We start from the raw sequence: 18,718 nt of genomic DNA on the forward strand, positions 1-18,718 counted from the left end.
GCTGCTCCGGGATACCTTGGAGCAGCGGGACGTTCGCTATAGCGGCTACTTCGCGGGAGCGAGATCCGGATCAAGATCTGCAGCCAGCTCAGCAGCAGGCTGCGGGGCGGCGTGAGCGCCGAGATCCGGAGCAGCGGTCGGTGCTTCGATCGCGTCGATCGTCTCCACGATTTCAGCGGTCTCGATAGCCTCGCCCGCTTCGATCACAGCGGGAGCCGGGGCGTCGGTGGCGACGACCGTGATCGCCGCGGTCTGCGCCTTCACCCACATCGAGTGGCCATTGAAGTCGGGCTCGGTGCGCACGCCCTTCACCGCGTCGATGAGAATCACGATCGCGAGCGAGATTGCGCCCCAGAGGCCCAGCACCTGCATGTGGTGCGCCACGACGTCGCCATCGAAGTACAGAATCGAACGCACCATTTCAACCGCGGCCGGCATAGGCAGCAGCTCGTAGAGCGTGCGGAACCACTCGGGCGCCATGTAGATCGAGAACGCGCCGTTCGAGGCCGGGACGCCGAGGAACATCAGCAGACCAACGACCGGCAGCACCGCGAGCATGCCCATGAGGCGCTCGAAGACCAACGCGAACATGGCGATGCAGAAGATCGCGAAGGCTCCGGCTCCCCAGAGGGCGAAGAAGTGCCCCGAGATCGCCCCCGTGATGGGGCCCGCGATGAGGTAGAGCAGTGCCGACATCATGACCGAATACGCGGCCGTGATGGGGAGCATGCGCTTGAGCGGGCGACTCTTGGGCTGCGCGTTTGCGGCGACGACCACGATCATGAAGCCGGCGAGGATCCAGCCCATGGCGATGTACATCGTTACGACGCCCGCACTGTCGCGATCGGGCAGCGCCTGCAGGTTGTTGATCTCAAGCGGCATCTGCTGGGCCGCTGCGACCGGGGTGAACACCTGCTGCGCCACCATGTACGCGCTGCCGTTACCGGCCTGGTTGCCGATGAGCGTGAACTGCGGTGCCTCTTGCGAGGGCAGCACGAACGCTGCGACGATGTCGCGGTTCTGCACGAGTGATTCGGCGTCATCGGCGTTGTCCATGGCGGTGAACTCGAAGTAGCCATCCATGTTCTCTTCGAGACCATCGATCGTCTGCTGCGCCTGCTCGATCGAGCTGCCCACCACTGCGACGGGCATATCCTTCGGGGCGACGGCGTGCATCGCTCCGAGCATGCAGGTGATCATCATGGTGACCATCAGGAACGGGAACAGGAACAGTGAGAAGTAGCGCCAGAACTTGGTCTTGGGGCGCGGGCCACCGTGCAGCGAGGCCATGTTGATGTCGAGGTCGCGGCCCTGCGGGTGCGTTTTGCGCTCACGGGCGTCGTACGCCTTCGTGGAGAGCAGGCCAACGACCGCGCCGACGGCGAGCACGAGCAGGTGCGGGGTGACGCCCACGCCGTCGAAGTACAGCACCGAGCGCATCGCCTCACCGATGGCGGGCATCGGCAGAATCTCGTGCAAGAACCTGAAGAACGACGGCATCGTGTACATCGACAGCGACATGTTCGATGCGGGCATGCCGAGCACCATCAACAGGAACATGCCGACGATGACGCCCAAGGCGCCAACCACGCGGGTGATGAAGAGCTGCACGCAGCTGATCGCGAAGACACCCAACCAGGCGATACCGATCACCGCCCACGAGTGTTCGAGAGCAACTACGTCGAGCACGGGGCCAGTAATCACCCACACGAGACCGGCGATAAGCGCGGCCCAGCCCGCGAGCAGCGGTACGATCTTGCGGAACTTGAGCAGCTCAGGCGAGTTTGAGCGCAGCGTGCTGAAGGGCAGGTAGCCCGCCATTACGAGGGCGGTGGCGAGGAACATGGCGCCCAGGCCCGACATGTCGTTCTCAGGCATTGGGGCAACGTCTTGGAGGTCGAGGGTGAGCCCCTGCTCGAGCACGATCGGGGTGACCATCGCGGTGACCGTGTTGCCGATGGTGGCTCCGGCGCCGCCTGCGGTGTAAAGGGTGGCTGTGCCGTGATCGATCGCTACGGCCGCCACGGCCTCGCGGTTGAATACCGCGTCGCGGGCTTCGAGGGCGGAGTCGACGGTGGAGACGTCGACGGCGTATTTCTCGTTCTCGACGAGGGCGTCGCTGAAGGTTTCAACCGCTTCGCTTGAGCCGGTGACGAGAATCGGCACGTCTCTGGGCGTGGGCGAGTGCATCGTGCCGAGGTAGCTCGTGATCATCATGCCGACGATGATGATGGGCATGATGAACATGGCCACGTATCGGCCGATGTTCTCGGCCTTAGCCCGTTTGGCAGCCACCTGAGCTGGGGTGAGCTCGGGTTTCTCTTTCTGGGCGCGCAGCTCTTTGCGCGACGGGGGTGCGATGGTCACTTAGGGTCTCCTCGAACTGAATAGTCATTTCGATCGCCCTTGACCGCAGGTTTTTAAGTTTAAGTCACGTGGCGTAAATTTGTAAAGTCGAGTTGCCGTGATTTACCTGGCATGATCGACTTGGTTCACTAAGCCGAGAGGGAAGCCATGGCGCAACACAGCGACCGGGCGCGAGAAGCGCTCATGAATGCCGCAGAAGAACTCTTCGCACAGCACGGCATCGCTGCCGTCTCGAACCGCAAGATCGCCGAACATGCTGGCACGGCGAATCACTCGGCCGTCGCCTACCACTTCGGTACCCGCGACGAACTCTTTCGCGCGCTCGTGCTGCGTCACTTCGAGGTGATGTCGGTGCGGCGTGACCAACTTTTTGCCGAGCTCGGCCCCGAGCCCACCACGCACGACATTGTGCGGTGCCGACTGATGCCCCTGATTGAACAGCTCGATTCACTGCCCAAGCCCAGCTGGCGTGCGCAGTTTCTCATGCAGGCGCACTCAAAACCAGACGCTTCACCCATCATCAAAGAAGCGTTGCTGCGCGACGAAGAGACCCTGCAGACGCTGTCAATGAAGATGCCCGTCAGCAATATCTCCGAGAGCGTGATGCGCGCACGATCGGGCCTTATCGCCAACCTCGTGCTCGGCGTTTGCGCGCAGTACGAGGCCGAGGTGAACACCGGTATCGAACGCGGATCATGGACGAGCGTCGGCTACTTTCTCATCGATGCCGCGGCCGGCATGCTCTCGGCACCCGTTACACACGCGGGTGGGGTGCCGCGGGCTGCGCCGACGTACATCTAGAGCTAAGTGTTCATGCCAAGCCTGAGAGCGACGGACGGAATAACCTAGACTTCAGAACACGTTCTGATGTAACCTGGGCACATGTCACACCCACTTCTTGCTCGTCAGCAGTTTCGGTCGTCTGAACTGAGCCGAAATTCTTCGGAGGTCTTCGCCGCTGCGCAGGAACACCCGATTGTGGTGACTCGACGAGATGCCGAGTCACTCGTGCTCATGTCTGAACGAGAAGCCGACAGCAAACAGCAGTTGTTTGAGTTCGCATCTCAGCTCATTGCAGTGACAACCAGTGACGCTGGCTCTCTGGCAGATCGTATGGCAGACCGATTTCCTTGGATGCTCGCGTTGTCTGCATCTGACCGCGCCCAATGCGCCCAAGATCTCGTCAGCGCAGCGCGCGCTTCTTTCGCGACCGAACAACCCCACCTTGCGATCGCCGAGCTGACCTCCTGGAAAGAATCTGCGACGCTCATCGCGGCGGGTCTGGGCGGCAGCACCGTCGACTGGCTCAACGACCCGGCCTCGGCCGAGCGCCCGTAGGTTACAGCCCGGCCCGATCGAGACCCTGCGCTATTCCTTAACGCGCAGGCGCCACAGCGAGGTGACCTCGCGCGAGCGGGCCTCGTGCAGCACGTCTGTGGTATCGGTGGCGCGGCCGTGGGTCGGGTAAGTGTCGAGGCGGTCATACACTTCGAGGCCAGCCTGATCGATCGCATCGAGCAGCATCTGACGGGTGCGCAGCCCCAAAATCTCGGCGAGATCTGACAGCAGTAGCCAGCCCTCACCAAACTCGGTGAGGTGGTCGGGCAGGCCCGCGAGAAACTGCAGCAGCATCTTGCTGCCAGGGTCGTATACCGCGGCATCGAGCGTGGTCGTCGCGCTGCCGGGCAACCACGGCGGGTTGCACACCACGAGCGGCGCGCGCCCCTCGGGGAACATATCGGTGACCTGCGCCACCGCGTAGTTCTGCATGCCGAGGCGCGCAAAGTTGTCATTCGCGCAGTCCACCGAGCGCTGGTGAATATCGGTGCCGATCACGTCGCGCACGCCGCGGGCTACGAGCAACGCGGCCAGCACGCCGGTGCCAGTGCCGATATCGAAGGCCAGATCGAGGTCGCCCATGGGCGCCTGGTTGACGAGGTCAACATACTCATTACGGGTGGGCATGAACGTGCCGTAGTGCGGGTGGATACGCGCATCGAGCGCCGGAACATCGACCCCGTTGACGTACCACTGGTGCGCGCCCTGCACACCGATGAGCTCTTGCAGGCTCACGATCGCGCGGCCGCCGTCTGACCAGGTCTGTTCTTTGTACCCGAAGTCGATGACCGCACCGATCTTGGGCGCGCGGTGCAGCGGCAGCTTGGCGGTGCCGTCTTCGTCGCGTTCCAACGGCACCAAAATCATCGACATGATGCGTGACCGGCCGGCCCGCGCCTGACGCAGTCGGTAGAACTCTTCGGCCCGCGTTTCAGGTGCCTCGGCGGCCTCGGCGAGGGTGCGTTTACGCTTGCGTGTGCCGCTGCCGCCCTTGGCCACGCGACGATCGATCGCGCCCAGAATCTGCTTGGCGTTGTGAAAATCACCGAGCCACAGCATCGAGATACCCTGCGCGGCGTACTTCACGGCGTCGTCGGCGGTGAGCCGATCGTCGACCGTGACGATCATCTTGGGAGCCGGGCGATCATTGGCCGACCACCATGCGGCAGTGTTCGTCACCCCCGCTTCGTCCCAGGTGACGATTGAGGCTGCAGCTTTCGGATCCTGAGAAATAGGAAATCAACCTCGTTCGGTAGCGGCGCAAGGCCGAGCTCGCGGGTGCGCGTGGGCCGAATGCCACAAGCGCGGGAATGCTCTCATTCTACAAGCCATCTTGATCCGGATCGAGGCCGCGCAGCTACTCGCCCAGCCAGCGGTACTCGCTTTGCGGGCGGCCCGGGGTGCCGTGCCTGGGCGCGCGCTCCACGCTGCCCGATGACACCAGGTGCTCGAGGTAGCGCCTCGCGGCGACCCGCGACATCCCCGCGGCCTCGGCCAGTTCTGCCGCCGAGCTCGCGCCCCTGGCTCGCAGCGTGTCAGTTACGAGCCTCAGTGTCTCCCCCGACAGCCCCTTCGTGAGCTGTTCGCGGTGGCTGGGGCGCAACGCCGCAAACAGCGAGTCGACATCGTGTTGCGTGGTCTGCCCGGTGGCCTGCACCTCGTGCGCGTGCAACCCGCGAAACTGTTCGAGTCGATCGCGCATCGTCGCGAAGGTAAACGGTTTCAACAGGTACTGGAATACGCCGAGCTTCACGGCCTGGCGCACCACCTCGGCGTCGCGCACGCCGCTCACCACGATCGCGTGGGTATTGATGCCGCGCGCCCGAATGTGTTTCAGCACGTCGATGCCGCTGCCCGCAGGCATCGTGACATCGAGCAGCAAGAGATCGACGCACGCCTCCCGATCCAGCAGCACCGCGAGCGCATCGCGCGCAGACACTGCCTCGGCCACGACGGTGAACCCCTCGACGCGTTCAACATACGAACGATGCAGCTCAACGATGAGCGGATCATCGTCCACCATCATCACGCGAATCGGGGGCTGACCCACCGAGGGCGTCTCGTTGCCGGTGCCGGGCTCGTGATGAGTCATCGTGAACCTCCCGGCAGTGTGACGCGCAGCGTCGTAGGGTCTTCGTCGAGTTGAATCGTGCCGCCCGCGTTCTCCACAATGCGGTGAATCAGGGCGAGGCCCATGCCCCGCCCCTCGGTTCCCGCGGGCTTCGTTGAAAAGTCTTGCTCGAACATGCGCTCGCGTGACTCGGCGGTGAACCCCTGCCCGCTGTCGGTGACGTCGATGACGAGCGCCCCCGATGCATCGCCCCGAATATCTACGTGCACCGTGCGCGGGGCGTCGCCGTCGGCTGCCGCGTCAAACGCGTTATCGATGAGGTTGCCCACCACCGACACCGCGTCGATGGGGCGCAGCGGCTGTTTGGGGGCCAGCGGATCAATGGTCGCGAGCAGCTCGATGCCGAGCTCCCTGCCCTGTGCGGTTTTGCCCAGCATGAGCGCGCTCATCGTCGGGTCGCCGGTGGCCTGCACATCAAGCGCGTTCACCAGATCGCGCTCGCGTCGCCCTGTTTCGGCGAGCATGGCGATGGCATCGTCAGTGCGCCCCAGTTCGAGCAGCCCCACCGCCGCGTGCATGCGGTTACCGTGCTCATGGTGCTGGGACCGAATGGCCGCGCCGAGCGTACGAATCGATTCGTACGACGACGTTGCATCTCGCACGGCCGCCGAGGTGAGGCCACCGGTAAGATTGCGGGTGAATCGGCGCCCCACCAGGGCACCTACGAAACCCGCGGCGACGAACGCGAGCGTGATCGCCACCACGATCGGCAGCTCTGCCACGATCGCGACCCCCACCGTGTTCAGCGCAACGCCCACGGCCACCCATCCGATCAGCGTGCCGTCTTCGCCGAGCACCGGGGCGATCGTGCGAATGGACGGGCCCAAGGTGCCCCCAAATACTTCGGTGTGCGCCCGCGGGGTATCGGGGATCGTGCCAATGTACGAGCCGCCAATCTCTACCGCATCACGGTGGGTATAGCGGGTGCCCGTAGGCGTCATGATCGTCACGTATTCCAGGTTGGCTTCTTCGATCACCGAGCGCGCATACACCTGCAGGTGTGCCGACACCGATGGAAAGCGGCTGGGGTCTGCGTGCCCGATGGCGAGCTCTGCGCGCACCTCGGGCGAGATCGAGACCACGGTCGCGATTCCCTGCGTCACGCGCTCAGCAACCTGAGATTCAGCGCGCTGGCGATCCCACGTCAGCAGGCCACCAACGGCCAAGCCCAGAATCACCACCACGGCCAGCAAGACCACGAAGACACTCGAGGAAGCACTACGAGTGCGGCGGCTGACCATGCCTTCATTGTTCCACGTTACGCCCAGGCATCGCAGTCGCCACAGCCCCCGAGACCAATATGACCAAAACTCGACCCAGCTAAAGTCGCGCGTTTACCTTAGAGCGTAGAGGATTAGCGCCACGAATAGCGCTACGCATACGACAAAGATGTTCAGGAGGAACTCGTGGCGTTATCAGGTTTGACCAGCAGTTTTAGGCTTCCCGGCTATAACTGGCGCAAGAACAAGCAGTCTTGGGACAAGCACACATGGCTGTATATGTCAGTCATTTTCGCCGTCGTTGCCGGCGCAGTACTCGGCTTGGTTGTGCCCGAGTTTGCCATGCAGCTCGAGCCGCTCGGCAAGGCATTCGTGTCACTGATCAAGATGATGATCGCACCGATCATCTTCTGCACCATCGTGATTGGCGTGGGCTCGATCGCCAAGGCCGCCACGGTCGGCAAGATCGGCGGCCTCGCGCTGCTCTACTTCATCACGATGTCGACCTTCGCGCTCGCGATCGGCCTCGTCGTGGGCAACCTGATTCACCCGGGTGCTGGCCTCGACATGTCGGCGTCAAGCTACGAAGGCGCCGCCGCCTCGGGCGAAGCCAAGGGCACCACTGACTTCCTCCTCAGCATCATTCCGCTGACCTTCTTCTCGGCGTTCACGGGTGACAGCGTGCTGCAGGTGCTGTTCATTGCGCTGCTCACCGGTTTCGCTTTGCAGGGCCTGGGCGATCGCGGCGCTCCCATCTTGAGCGCGGTCAAGAACCTCCAGACCCTCGTCTTCCGCATTCTCGGCATGATCTTGTGGATCGCTCCGGTGGGCGCATTCGGTGCGATCGCTGCGGTGGTTGGCCGCACTGGCGCGTCTGCGATCTGGAGCCTCGGCATCCTCATGATCGCGTTCTACATCACCTGCTTCCTCTTCATCATTGGTGTGCTCGGCACCCTGCTGTACGCGGTCACCCGCCTCAACATCTTCAAGCTGCTGAAGTACTTGGCGCGCGAGTACCTGTTGATCGTCGGCACCTCGTCATCTGAGTCGGCGCTGCCCCGCCTGATTTCAAAGATGGAACACGTGGGCGTATCGAAGCCCGTCGTGGGCATCACGGTGCCCACGGGCTACTCGTTCAACCTCGACGGCACGGCCATCTACCTCACGATGGCGTCACTGTTCATCGCGACGGGCATGGGCCAGCCCATGACCATCAGCGAGCAGATCGGCCTGCTGCTGTTCATGATGATCGCGTCGAAGGGCGCGGCAGGCGTCACCGGCGCCGGCATTGCCACCCTCGCCGGCGGCCTGCAGGCGTACCGCCCCGACCTCGTCGACGGCGTCGGCGTCATCGTCGGCATCGACCGCTTCATGTCTGAGGGCCGCGCCCTCACCAACTTCACCGGCAACGCGGTGGCCACGCTGCTCATTGGCACGTGGACCCACGAGATCGATCGCGATCGGGCCCGCAATGTGCTCGACGGCAAGATTCCGTTCGACGAGTCGACAATGACGGGCGACGGCCACGACGGCATGTCGACCGAGACCGCCGCGGTGGGCACCGACGGCCTCACCGATGCTGCGGTGGCCGAGACCGCTCGACGAGAGGCAATCGTCGCCGAGCGCGTCTAAGTCGCCTCATGCGCGAGGTGCTCAGGCTCCTCGCGCAGACGCTTTCCTCTCACGCCAGCGCGTGCCTGATGTGGCCCCGGCCGCGCAGACACGCGCTGGCGTTTGTGGTTGCCGAGAGGGCTCACCGACACCACAGCCTCAGCCCAGCGCCGCACCGCCCGTGCGCTGCCGCGAGAGCAACCGCTCGAGATCCCATTCATACCGTTCGAGCCACACGAAGGCATGCACCCACGTTTCCACGAGGTGCACGCTGGGGTGAGCCCGGATCATGCGGGCGATCTCAGTGAAATCAGCCATCGAGCGCGCCGGCACCGTGGCGATCATGCCGTATCTGCCCAGGGTGCGCGCGGCGAAATCGATGACGGGGATGCTCAGCAGCATCGATTCAACCGACCCACGGTCAGCTTCGGCCCCGGTGAGCATGATGCCCACGCCCGAGAGAATCGAGCTCGTGACGCTGCGGCGACTGCGCACAGCACCGATGCGCATCACGCGTGATTTCAGCAGCCGCATCACGCGTGCCCGGCACGCCGACGCCGAGCGCCCCGTGCGCCTGGCGAGTTCACCAAAAGTGAGTCGACCGTCGATCTGCAGCAGCGACATCAGTGCGATATCGAAGTCGTCGAACACGAGATCAGCAGACGCGGGCGGCTCCCCCAGCCGCAACCGATGCAGCACGCGGTCATAGATGGCGAGCTGTGTTTCAAGCACGCCTTCGATCGCTTGGATCGCGCGCACCGACCGCCCCACATCGTCAAGATTCGCGGCCCACACCTCCACGACCGCTTGGGAGAACCCGCTCGTCTCCGACAGAAACACTACGTTGGGCAGCTCGAGCAGCTGTTCGAACACCGGGGTGGTGGGCCCGCTAATGCGCAGCTGCAGGTTGACCTGCACGGGCAGGCCCACGGCCCGCGGGTGCACGGCCGCTCTGATTCTGATCTCCCCCGATTCCAGCAGTGCGCTCACGCGCTGCGCGACAACTGTGCGGTGTAGCCCGAGCTCAGCGGCGAGCGTTGAGAACTGTGCCCGGCCGTCAAGCTGCAGCGCTCGAATCAGGTCTTCGTCAAAATCATCCACGTTTGTATCATGCCAGATGCTTCCCCTCCCGCCTAACAAATCATCTTTGTTGAGCGTGAAATACACACGATAAGCAATGATCTGCCGCCTTCATGCGACAGATCCACCAACATGAACCGATCTGACCGTTTTATGAGCTGCACCCCGAAGAGATCCGGCGTAGCCTCAGTAGCGATTCAAGACAAAGGAGTTCCCCGTGCGTAAGCTCGCGTTTACCCAAGCCCCGACCCCATCGGCGCCCAAGATCGTTACCGCCGCTCGTATTCACACGCTCGGTGATGCAGGTTCAACCGCCGAAGCGTTTCTCGTGCTCGGCGACCGCATCGCAGCGATCGGCACGATCGACGAGTGCCGCGCAGCAGCGGCCGCGGTGAGCGCCCTGACGCCCCAGGTCATTGACTTTGGGGACACCGCCGTGGTGCCCGGGTTCATCGATGCCCATGCGCACCCGCTGATGCTCGGCCAGATGATGAGCTGGGTGGATTGCGGCCCCGAGCAGGCCAGCTCGATCCCCGAGATCGTCGCGCTGCTCAGCAACGCCGCGAAGTCACTGCCCGCCGGTCGCCCCATTCGCGGGTACGGCTACGAACAGCGCAACCTGGCAGAGCAGCGCCACCCCACACGCTTCGAACTTGACGAGGTCGCCACCGACCGCGAGGTGTACCTGATGAACGCGTCAGGTCACGGCGGGGTCGTCAACAGCTACACATTCGACCTGCACGGCGTCACCCGCGACACCCCCAACCCCAAGGGCGGCGAGTTCTTCCGCGACGCCGACGGCGAGCTCACCGGCGAACTTTCTGACGCCGCGTGCAACGTGCTCACTGGCCTCGAGGGTGTGAAGATCGGCCACCACGGCCCCAACTTCCACCTCGCTGACGAGCCCGAAGAGCACAAGCGCCAGCTGCAGGCCGCCCAAGAAAACTTCCTCGCCGGCGGCGTCACCACGATCGGTGATGCGCAGGTGAGCCGTCGCGAGTTCGACATGTATCTGCGGCTCGCAGAGTCGGGCGATCTGAAGGTGCGCGTCAGCATGTACCTGCTGTCGCACCTGCTCGACGAGGCCCTCGAAATGGGTCTCCACGGTCAGTTCGGCAACGAATACTTGAGTTTCGCGGGCATCAAGTTCTACTCTGATGGCACGCTCGGCGGCTGGACCGCTTACTTCCCCGACGGCTACGTCGGCGATCCCTGCCGCACCGGCCAGCTCTACCACGAGCCCAGCGACTACACCGAGCTGATCGCGAAGGCACACCGGGTGGGGCTGCAGACGGCTACCCACTCGCAGTCGCCCACCGCCCTCGAAATGGTGATCTCGGCGATCGAGGCGGCCCTCGCCGAACGCCCTGACGCAGACGCGCGTCACCGCATCGAGCACTGCGGTCTGCCCACCCCCGAGCAGATCACCCGCATGGCGGCCGCCGGCATCATGCCCGTAAACCAGCCCCAGCACCACTACAACTGGGGCGAGGGCGTCGAGCAGGCCGTTGGCACCCCCGGCGAGCGCTTCAACCCGCTGGGCGAGTTCGAGCGGGCCGGCGTGCCCGTCACGATTTCATCTGATGCCCCCGTCGCTGACCCCCGCCCGATGGAGGCCATTCAGGCGGCAGTGTCACGCATCACGCGCCGCGGCACCCAGCTCGGCTCTGACGATCTCGCAGTGTCGGTCGATACGGCTCTGCGCGCCCACACGATCTCGGCGGCCCGCGCCCTCGGCCGTGAAGACGAGCTCGGCAGCCTCGAGGTGGGCAAGCGCGCCGACTTCGCCGTGCTCACCCGCGATCCGTATGACACCCCCACGGCAGAACTCGCTCAGGTCGCGGTCACCGAGACCTGGATCGGCGGCGAGCAGGCATTCGCCCGCTAACCACCGCTGTTGACGCGGCTGGCTCGTTTCCCCACGGGTCAGCCGCACACCCGTTTACACCCCGTAGTCAACTCCCGCATTCACCCCGGCATTCACCCCTTTCCCGCTTCATCCCGTTGGATATCAGCAAAGGAGCTCAGTTGTCATCTTCGACGGCTATCCAGCCCAACACACATAAACGCGCCCTCAAGGGCGGCATGGCCGCCCTCGTGGGCACCTCCATCGAGTGGTACGACTTCTACGTCTACGCCACCGCAGCCGCCATCATTTTTCCCCACATTTTCTTCCCCGAAGATCTTGATCCGGCGCTTGCGACGCTCGCATCGTTTGGCACCTACGCCGTGGCGTTCTTTATGCGCCCCCTCGGTGGCATCATCTTCGGTCACGTCGGCGATAAGCTCGGCCGCAAGCCCGCCCTCACCATCACCCTGATCTTGATGGGCGTCGCCACCACCCTCGTGGGTGTGCTGCCCGGCTACGCCCAGATCGGCATCTGGGGCCCGATTCTGCTCATCCTCTGCCGCATGGTGCAGGGCCTCGCCGTGGGTGGCGAGTGGGGCGGCGCCAGCCTCATGGCCGTCGAGAGCGCACCGCCGAAGTGGAAGACCTTCTACGGTGGCTTCACCCAGGTCGGCAACCCGCTCGGCGCCCTGATGGCGACCGGTGCCTTCTGGGCGCTGTCGCTGCTCGGCCAGGAAGCGCTGCTTGCGTGGGCCTGGCGCATTCCCTTCCTGTTCAGCATCGTGCTGATCGGTGTCGGGTTCTGGGTGCGCTACCGGGTGGAAGAGACCCCCGTGTTCGCCGAAAAGGTTGAGGGTCAAGAGCAGTCGACTCCCCTCTTGTTCGCACTGAAGAACAACTGGAGCCCGATCATGCTCGGCTTCTTGATCATTGCGATGTCGTCGGGCGGCTACGTGATCGCCACCACGTTCGTGCAGAACTACGCCGACACCCCAGAAATTGGGCTCGACCCCACGATTATCTTGGGGGCGCTGACGGTCGCTTCGTTCGTCGAGATGCTCGTCACGCTGCCCATCGCCGCTCTCGGCGACAAGATCGGCGCAAAGATGGTGATGTACATCGGTGTGCTCTCGTCGTTCTTCGTCATCATTCCGCTCGTGCTCTCCATTCAGGCCAAGAACGTAGCGCTGATCTGGGTCTTCGTAATCTTGATTCGCATCACGCTGAGCGGTGCTTGGGCCCCGCTGTCGACACTGATGGCGCAGATGTTCCGCCCGCAGTCGCGTTACACGTCGATGTCGCTGTCGTACGGCCTCGGCGCGGCAGTGTGGGGCGGCCTCTCGCCCGCGATTGCCTCGCTGCTGCTCGTCATCACCGGCGGCAACTTCTGGTCGGTCGTTGGCTTCTTTGGTCTGCTCACCATCGCCGCCTACATCGGCGTCAGGTTCGCACCGCAGCACTCCGATCTCGCCCCCGTCACCGGATCGTTCAACGCCCGCACCGACACCACCGCGGTCAACACCCACGACTAACGTCACCGCTCGCGCTCAGTGAGCCAGCGGCGCAGCGTCCTCGCTGCGCCGCACCCCCTTCGATCCGGCCCTCACCGCTCTATTTGAGGGCCGGATCACCCACACCCCACACCTACGGACTCGAGGAAAACTTGGATACCATCGCTAAGCGCACCACCGGCTGGGCCATCATGGAGACCCTACGCGGGTACGGCATCGACACTGTGTTCGGTATTCCCGGCACCCACAACCTCGAGTTCTACCGGCCGCTCGCCGCCCTCGGCATCAGGCCCGTCACCACCCGGCACGAGCAGGGCGCGGGCTACGGCTCTGACGGCTGGTCGTTGCAGACCGGGCTGCCGGGCGTCGTCATCACCACGAGCGGGCCTGGGCTGCTGAACGCCCTGTCTGCCGCGGGCACCGCGTACTGCGAGTCGCGCCCCATGATTCTGCTTTCCCCCGGCCCCGCCGTGGGTGCCGAGTTCGCCGATATCGGCACGCTGCACGAAACGAAGGATCAGCTCGGCGCCGCCTCGGCGATCGTCGAGTGGGGCCGCCGCGTGCGCACCGCCGAAGAGGCCGTTGCGGCCGTGCACGATGCGTTCGCGCTGTTCGCGACGACCCGCCCCCGCCCCGTCTACATCGAGGTGCCCCTCGACGTGCTCGAGCAGATCACCGAGCTGCCCGCCAGTGACACCGCGCCTCGTACGGCAGCGCCCGTCGCCCCCGCCGATGCCACGGCGATCACCGCGGCGGCGGCGGCCCTCGCGGCAGCCCAGCGGCCCGCCATTTTGGCGGGCGGCGGCTCACGCGGTGCCACGGCCGAGCTGCGCGCCCTCGCAGAGCGGTTGAACGCGCCCGTTGTCACCACCCTCAACGCGAAGGGCGTCCTCGATGAGGCGCACCCCCTCGCGGTCGGTTCGAGCCTGCGCTTGGCCGCTGGTCGCGCCGTCGCACAAGACGCCGATGCGCTACTCGTCGTCGGGTCAAAGCTCGGTGAAGCTGAGCTGTGGGTCGACCGGCTTGAGGCTGCGGGCACGGTGATCAGGGTTGACCTGCTCGCCACCCAGATCGAAAAGAACCACCGCGCAGACATCGGTCTCGTGGGCGACGCCGCGGCCACCCTGGGCGCACTCGATGCGGCGCTCACCCCGCTTATCGATGCACAGTCCATCGCCGCCGGTGCGCAGGCCGCTGCTGAGGCTGTCGCGGGTGTGCGCGCTGCCGTGCGCGCAGAATCGGTTGAGCTGTCGGCGACGAACACCGAGCTCGCCGAGGTTATCGCGGCGGTGCTTCCCGCCGACGCGATTGTTGCCACCGACTCGTCGCAGATCGCGTACTGGGGTCTACTCAACACGTTGCGGGTCGCCACCCCCAATTCCACCCCGTACATGGCCACCTACGCCACGCTCGGCTACGGCCTGCCCGCAGCGCTCGGCGCCAAGATCGCTGCACCCCAGCGCCCCTCATTTGTAGTCACCGGTGACGGCGCCCTAATGTTCTCGATGAACGAATTCATCACCGTGGTCGAGCAGCGCGAAGACGTCACCGTCATCGTCGTCGACAACGGCGGGTACGCCGAAATCAAGCAGAACGAGGTCGACGCGGGCATCGCCCCCGTCGGTGTCGACCTGGTGCAGCCCGACTGGCCCGCCGTCGCTGAGGCGTTCGGGGGCACCGGCCGCCGGGCCGCGAATGCCACCGAGCTCACCGCCGCCGTTGACGCCGCGGTCGCCGCAGGCGGCCTGCAGCTGATTCACATCGATCAGGCCACCTTCAACACCCAGCTGGGAGCGTAACGATGACCGCGCAGACCCGCCCCATCGCCGTCTACACCGACGTCGATGACACCGACCCCACACCCGGCATCAAACTGCTCGAAGCGAACGGCTTCGAGGTGCGCGTGCTGGGCACCCGCGACCCGCAAGAGATCATCGCGGGCGCGCAGGGCGCCCAGGTGTTGCTGCCGGGGTATGCCTCGGTGACGCGCGAGATGATCGAGGCGCTGCCCGAGCTGCGCGTGATTGCGCTGATGTCGATGGGGTTTGACTACGTCGATCTCGACGCCGCCACCGAGCACGGTGTGTGGGTCACGAACGTGCCGGGCGCCGCCACCGAAGAGGTCGCCACGCACGCCCTCGGGCTCGTGCTCGCGAGTGTGCGCCAGCTCAACTTCTACACGTCGTCTGCAACACCTGCGACCTGGAACGATCGGGCGCCCGCCGCCCCGCCCCGTCTCAGTGAGACGACGCTCGGCATCATTGGGCTGGGCAAAATCGGGCGCGAGCTCGCCCGCCTCGCCGGCCCACTCTTTGGCGACATTGTGGGGTACGACCCGATGCTGCCCGACACCCCTGAGGTGCGGGCCGACCTCGCATCTCTCGGGGTGCGCAGGGCCGAACTCGCCGAGGTGCGCGCCGCTGCCAACGTGCTGTCGCTGCACCTGCCGCTGACGCCCGACACCGAGCACATGGTCGATGCCGCGTTCCTCGCGGCGATGCCACGGGGCGCCACGCTCGTGAACGTGTCGCGCGGTGGACTCATCGACCATCAGGCGCTCGCCGCTTCGCTCGACGCCGGTCACCTCGCGGGTGCCGCGCTCGATGTGCTCGAGCACGAGCCGCCGGCCGCCGACCACCCGATGCTGGGTCGCAGCGATGTCGTACTCACCCCACACATCGCCTATTTCTCGGCGCGTACCGAGATCGAGTATGTGCGCATTCAGGCACAGAACGCGGTGTCGTGGTTTGCAACGAGCACACCAGATACGCCCGTTAATCAGCCGCGCATCGCGAGCTGATTCGCGCACTGATTCGCGAGCTGAATCGTGGGGCCGGCCGTGCGCGACCGGCCCCACGTAGACAGGCTTGCACAGCTGTCTGGCCCCTTCGCGGGGGTTGAGCTGAGCGATGGTGGCCGTTCACCCACGCGTCACGGCGCGTTTGCTTTCAGGTGGAACGCTCAGGGCATCTCCCGAATGTCGGGATGCCCCTGAAAGGACACCATCAATGTCAGTTTTCCAGTCGGCTCACTCACCGAAGCGCAACAAGTGCGTGTACACCGGTGCGCTGCTCTCGGCCATGCTCGTGCTCGCCCCGGTGGCCAGCGCATCAGCCGTCGACACGGTGACTCCCCCAGCCCCCGCTGAGACTGCCGAAACGGTGGCCCCGCAGGGCGCCGAAGCCGATGCCGCCGCCTCGTCGTTCACGCTCTCGACCACGAGCGCGCTGCCCGGCACCGAGCTCACCATCGACTACGCCACCGATACGCCGCACGCCGAGAACTGGATCGGTATCTACAACAGCACGGCCACCCCGGGCGGCCCGGCCTCGATCATGTGGCAGTACACCCCCGACGCCCAGGGCTCGCTTGCGTTCAAGCTCGATCTTGCCCCCGGCACCTACCACGTGTGGTTCCTCAGTGAGGGTGGCTACGACGCTCTCGCCGAGATGCAGACCCTCGAGGTGCTGCCCGACCCGGCGAACCCGCAGCTCGTGCCCGGTGATCCCAATGCCCCGGTCGAGATTGATCCGGTCGCAACCGATGCTTCCACCGACGGCGTCATTATGCGTGAGACGTTCGGCGGCGGCGCCCTGCCCGAGGGCTGGAGCGGCGACTTCACCTCAGCGCACGAGGGTGCCGAGGCCTACGCCGGTTGGCAGCCCACCACCCGCGCCGATTGGTCGGCCACGATTGATCAGATGCGCGACCGCTTCGGCCGCACCGAGGCCTCGTTTCTCGTTGCTGACGCCCAGCAGTTTGGCGGCAGCGACTTCGCCGCGACGCTGACGAGCGCGCCCATCGATGTCAACGACCTCGACGCCGTGCGCCTCACGTTCGACAGCCACTACCGCGGGGCCGCGGGCCAGACCGGTGTCGTCACCGCAAGCTTCGACGGGGCCGACCCCGTCGAGGTACTGCGCCTCGATTCGACCACCGTCACCGACGTCTACGACGGCATGCAGATGAACGCCGCCCAAGACCTCACGGTCGACACCCCGGCCCGCGCCAAGCAGGTCGTATTCTCGTGGGAGTTCACCGGCGGCGAGGGCGCCCGCTACTGGGGCATCGATCAGGTCACCGCGCACCAGGTGCTCGCCCCCGCTGCGGGCACACCCACCCAGGCCTGGGTCGTCTCTGACATTCAGGGGCACCCGAACGATCTCGCGCACGGCCTCGAAGACTTCAAGAAGATCTCGCCCGATGCCAACGGCCTGCTGATGGTCGGCGACATCGTGAACTCGGGCTCGGTCGCTGAGTGGCAAGAAATCTACGACGTGATGGACGGCTCGAAGGATATTCGCCCGCCCCAGACCGTCGCGGGCATGGGCAACCACGAGCGCTACGCGGTCGGCGGCTTCGACGCCAACTTCCAGCGCTTCCTCGACTTCGCTGAGCGCGACAAGTCGTGGGGCGAGTACGTGCTCGAGGGCCCCTCGGGTGACCTGCCGGTGATTGTGCTCGGCCAAGAAATGTCGGGCCCCTCTGATGTGCCGATGACCGAGGCACAGGTGAAGTTCCTCGAGGAGCGCCTCGCGTTCTGGACCGAGCAAGACAAGCAGGTCGTGGTGATGTCGCACTTCCCCCTCGGCAACACCGTCTCGGCCTCGTCGATGCCCTGGTACAGCAACCACCACCAGCACAACAACCGCCTCACCAGCATTCTGGGCAACTACCCCAACGCAGTGGTCTTCAGCGGCCACACTCACTACCCGGCTGAGCTTGGGGACTGGGCGATGCAGCGCCGCACGGCCGACGGCCACGCCGATGGTTTCTGGTCGATCAACACCCTCGCGATGCACATCGAGTGGGATCTGCGCGGCGAAGACACCAAGGATGTCACCGAGGTCACCACGCGCGATGTGAACCGGGGCCTCACGCTCGACGCGTACGAAGATCGCATGGTCATCACGGCCCACGACTTTGCGACCGATCAGCAGCTGAGCCAGGTCACGATCACCAACCCGCTCGTGCCGTTCGCAAGCGAGCTCGCTCCCGATAGCGAGCGCGACGCGAACTACGACGCGGTCGATGCCGCGCTGGCCGCGGTGCCCGCTGATCTGACCGGCTTCACGGCCAAATCGGTCAAGGCGCTTCAGACCGCCATCGACGCGGTCGACCGCACGCTCGCGGCCGATGCGCAGGCACAGGTCGACGCGATGGCGCAGGCCATCACCGACGCGATTGCGGCGCTCACCCCCGAGACCCCGGGCCCCGCTGATGCGGGCGCCGAGGGTATCTCGGCCGCAGACACGAATGGCGCGGCTGACGCCACCGCTAACGCAGGCGCAGGCGCAGGCGCAGGCGCCGAGACCGCAGCCGCGAACGGCGCTGCGGCGGCGGGCGCAGATGGATCCGGATCAGGATCAGACGCCGCTCCCGGCGCGAAGCCCGCAAGCACCCAGGGTGCGGGCGCAGGTCTCGCGAACACGGGTGGCGCGGGCACCGGCGGCATCATCGCCGGCGCCCTCGCACTGCTCGCCGCGGGTGGTGCGCTGATCGTCAAGCGCCGCCGCGGTACCGCGCAGCCCGAGTAATCACCGCAGTAAGAAGCGGGGTGCTGGTCGTCAATCTGACGATCAGCACCCCGCTGTTGTGTGCGTGGCGGGCG

General features: G+C 65.3%; 13 protein-coding genes. 8 read left to right on the plus strand and 5 right to left on the minus strand.

Translation table 11 applies throughout. From position 1 onward, the window contains the following. Positions 1-45: 45 nt before the first annotated feature. A complete protein-coding gene (locus tag JOF28_RS05520; protein WP_342452092.1) occupies positions 46-2,367 on the minus strand; it encodes an ABC transporter permease in 2,322 nt (773 codons plus the stop codon). Between the two features lie 147 nt (positions 2,368-2,514). Between JOF28_RS05520 and JOF28_RS05525 the strand changes: the two genes are divergently transcribed. Together JOF28_RS05525 and JOF28_RS05530 are read left to right on the plus strand one after the other, a co-directional pair. Next, positions 2,515-3,168: a TetR/AcrR family transcriptional regulator gene (locus JOF28_RS05525; protein ID WP_209704863.1), complete on the plus strand. Its 654-nt coding sequence runs from the start codon at positions 2,515-2,517 to the stop codon at positions 3,166-3,168. Positions 3,169-3,249: 81 nt separating this feature from the next. Next, complete coding sequence (locus JOF28_RS05530; RefSeq protein ID WP_209704864.1) at positions 3,250-3,705, plus strand: type II toxin-antitoxin system Phd/YefM family antitoxin; 456 nt, start codon at positions 3,250-3,252, stop codon at positions 3,703-3,705. Positions 3,706-3,735: 30 nt separating this feature from the next. Here JOF28_RS05530 and JOF28_RS05535 read toward each other — a convergent pair whose 3' ends face one another. The 3 genes from JOF28_RS05535 to JOF28_RS05545 all read right to left on the minus strand — a co-directional run bounded on the left by JOF28_RS05535 (position 3,736) and on the right by JOF28_RS05545 (position 7,077). Then, complete coding sequence (locus JOF28_RS05535; RefSeq protein ID WP_342452093.1) at positions 3,736-4,884, minus strand: methyltransferase; 1,149 nt, start codon at positions 4,882-4,884, stop codon at positions 3,736-3,738. Positions 4,885-5,062: 178 nt separating this feature from the next. Then, positions 5,063-5,797: a response regulator gene (locus JOF28_RS05540; protein ID WP_209704865.1), complete on the minus strand. Its 735-nt coding sequence runs from the start codon at positions 5,795-5,797 to the stop codon at positions 5,063-5,065. Further along, on the minus strand, positions 5,794-7,077 hold the full coding sequence (locus tag JOF28_RS05545; protein WP_209704866.1) for a sensor histidine kinase: 1,284 nt from the start codon (positions 7,075-7,077) through the stop codon (positions 5,794-5,796). Before JOF28_RS05545 ends, JOF28_RS05540 begins: the two co-directional genes overlap by 4 nt. Before the next feature lie 258 nt (positions 7,078-7,335). Between JOF28_RS05545 and JOF28_RS05550 the strand changes: the two genes are divergently transcribed. Then, complete coding sequence (locus JOF28_RS05550) at positions 7,336-8,688, plus strand: cation:dicarboxylate symporter family transporter (protein ID WP_209704867.1); 1,353 nt, start codon at positions 7,336-7,338, stop codon at positions 8,686-8,688. Positions 8,689-8,826: 138 nt separating this feature from the next. Here JOF28_RS05550 and JOF28_RS05555 read toward each other — a convergent pair whose 3' ends face one another. Then, a complete protein-coding gene (locus JOF28_RS05555) occupies positions 8,827-9,768 on the minus strand; it encodes an Lrp/AsnC family transcriptional regulator (protein ID WP_209704868.1) in 942 nt (313 codons plus the stop codon). A gap of 196 nt (positions 9,769-9,964) precedes the next feature. Between JOF28_RS05555 and JOF28_RS05560 the strand changes: the two genes are divergently transcribed. The 5 genes from JOF28_RS05560 (at position 9,965) to JOF28_RS05580 (ending at position 18,644) form a co-directional block, all read left to right on the plus strand. After that, positions 9,965-11,635 (plus strand): amidohydrolase, encoded by a 1,671-nt coding sequence (locus tag JOF28_RS05560; RefSeq protein WP_209704869.1) that lies wholly within the window; start codon positions 9,965-9,967, stop codon positions 11,633-11,635. A 197-nt stretch (positions 11,636-11,832) separates the two neighbouring features. Next, positions 11,833-13,128, plus strand: a complete 1,296-nt coding sequence (locus JOF28_RS05565; protein WP_209706819.1) for an MFS transporter — start codon at positions 11,833-11,835, stop codon at positions 13,126-13,128. 170 nt (positions 13,129-13,298) lie between these two features. After that, positions 13,299-14,906: a thiamine pyrophosphate-binding protein gene (locus tag JOF28_RS05570; protein ID WP_245190149.1), complete on the plus strand. Its 1,608-nt coding sequence runs from the start codon at positions 13,299-13,301 to the stop codon at positions 14,904-14,906. 2 nt (positions 14,907-14,908) lie between these two features. Further along, positions 14,909-15,907 carry a C-terminal binding protein gene (locus tag JOF28_RS05575; protein ID WP_209704870.1) on the plus strand — a complete coding sequence of 333 codons (999 nt, stop codon included), beginning with the start codon at positions 14,909-14,911 and terminating at the stop codon, positions 15,905-15,907. Between the two features lie 208 nt (positions 15,908-16,115). After that, entirely contained in the window at positions 16,116-18,644 is a 2,529-nt protein-coding gene (locus tag JOF28_RS05580; RefSeq protein ID WP_209704871.1) for a DUF4073 domain-containing protein, read from the plus strand. The last annotated feature ends 74 nt before the right edge of the window (positions 18,645-18,718 follow it).

Origin of the sequence: Leucobacter exalbidus, from assembly GCF_017834145.1 — a bacterium.
GTDB classification, from domain to species: domain Bacteria; phylum Actinomycetota; class Actinomycetes; order Actinomycetales; family Microbacteriaceae; genus Leucobacter; species Leucobacter exalbidus.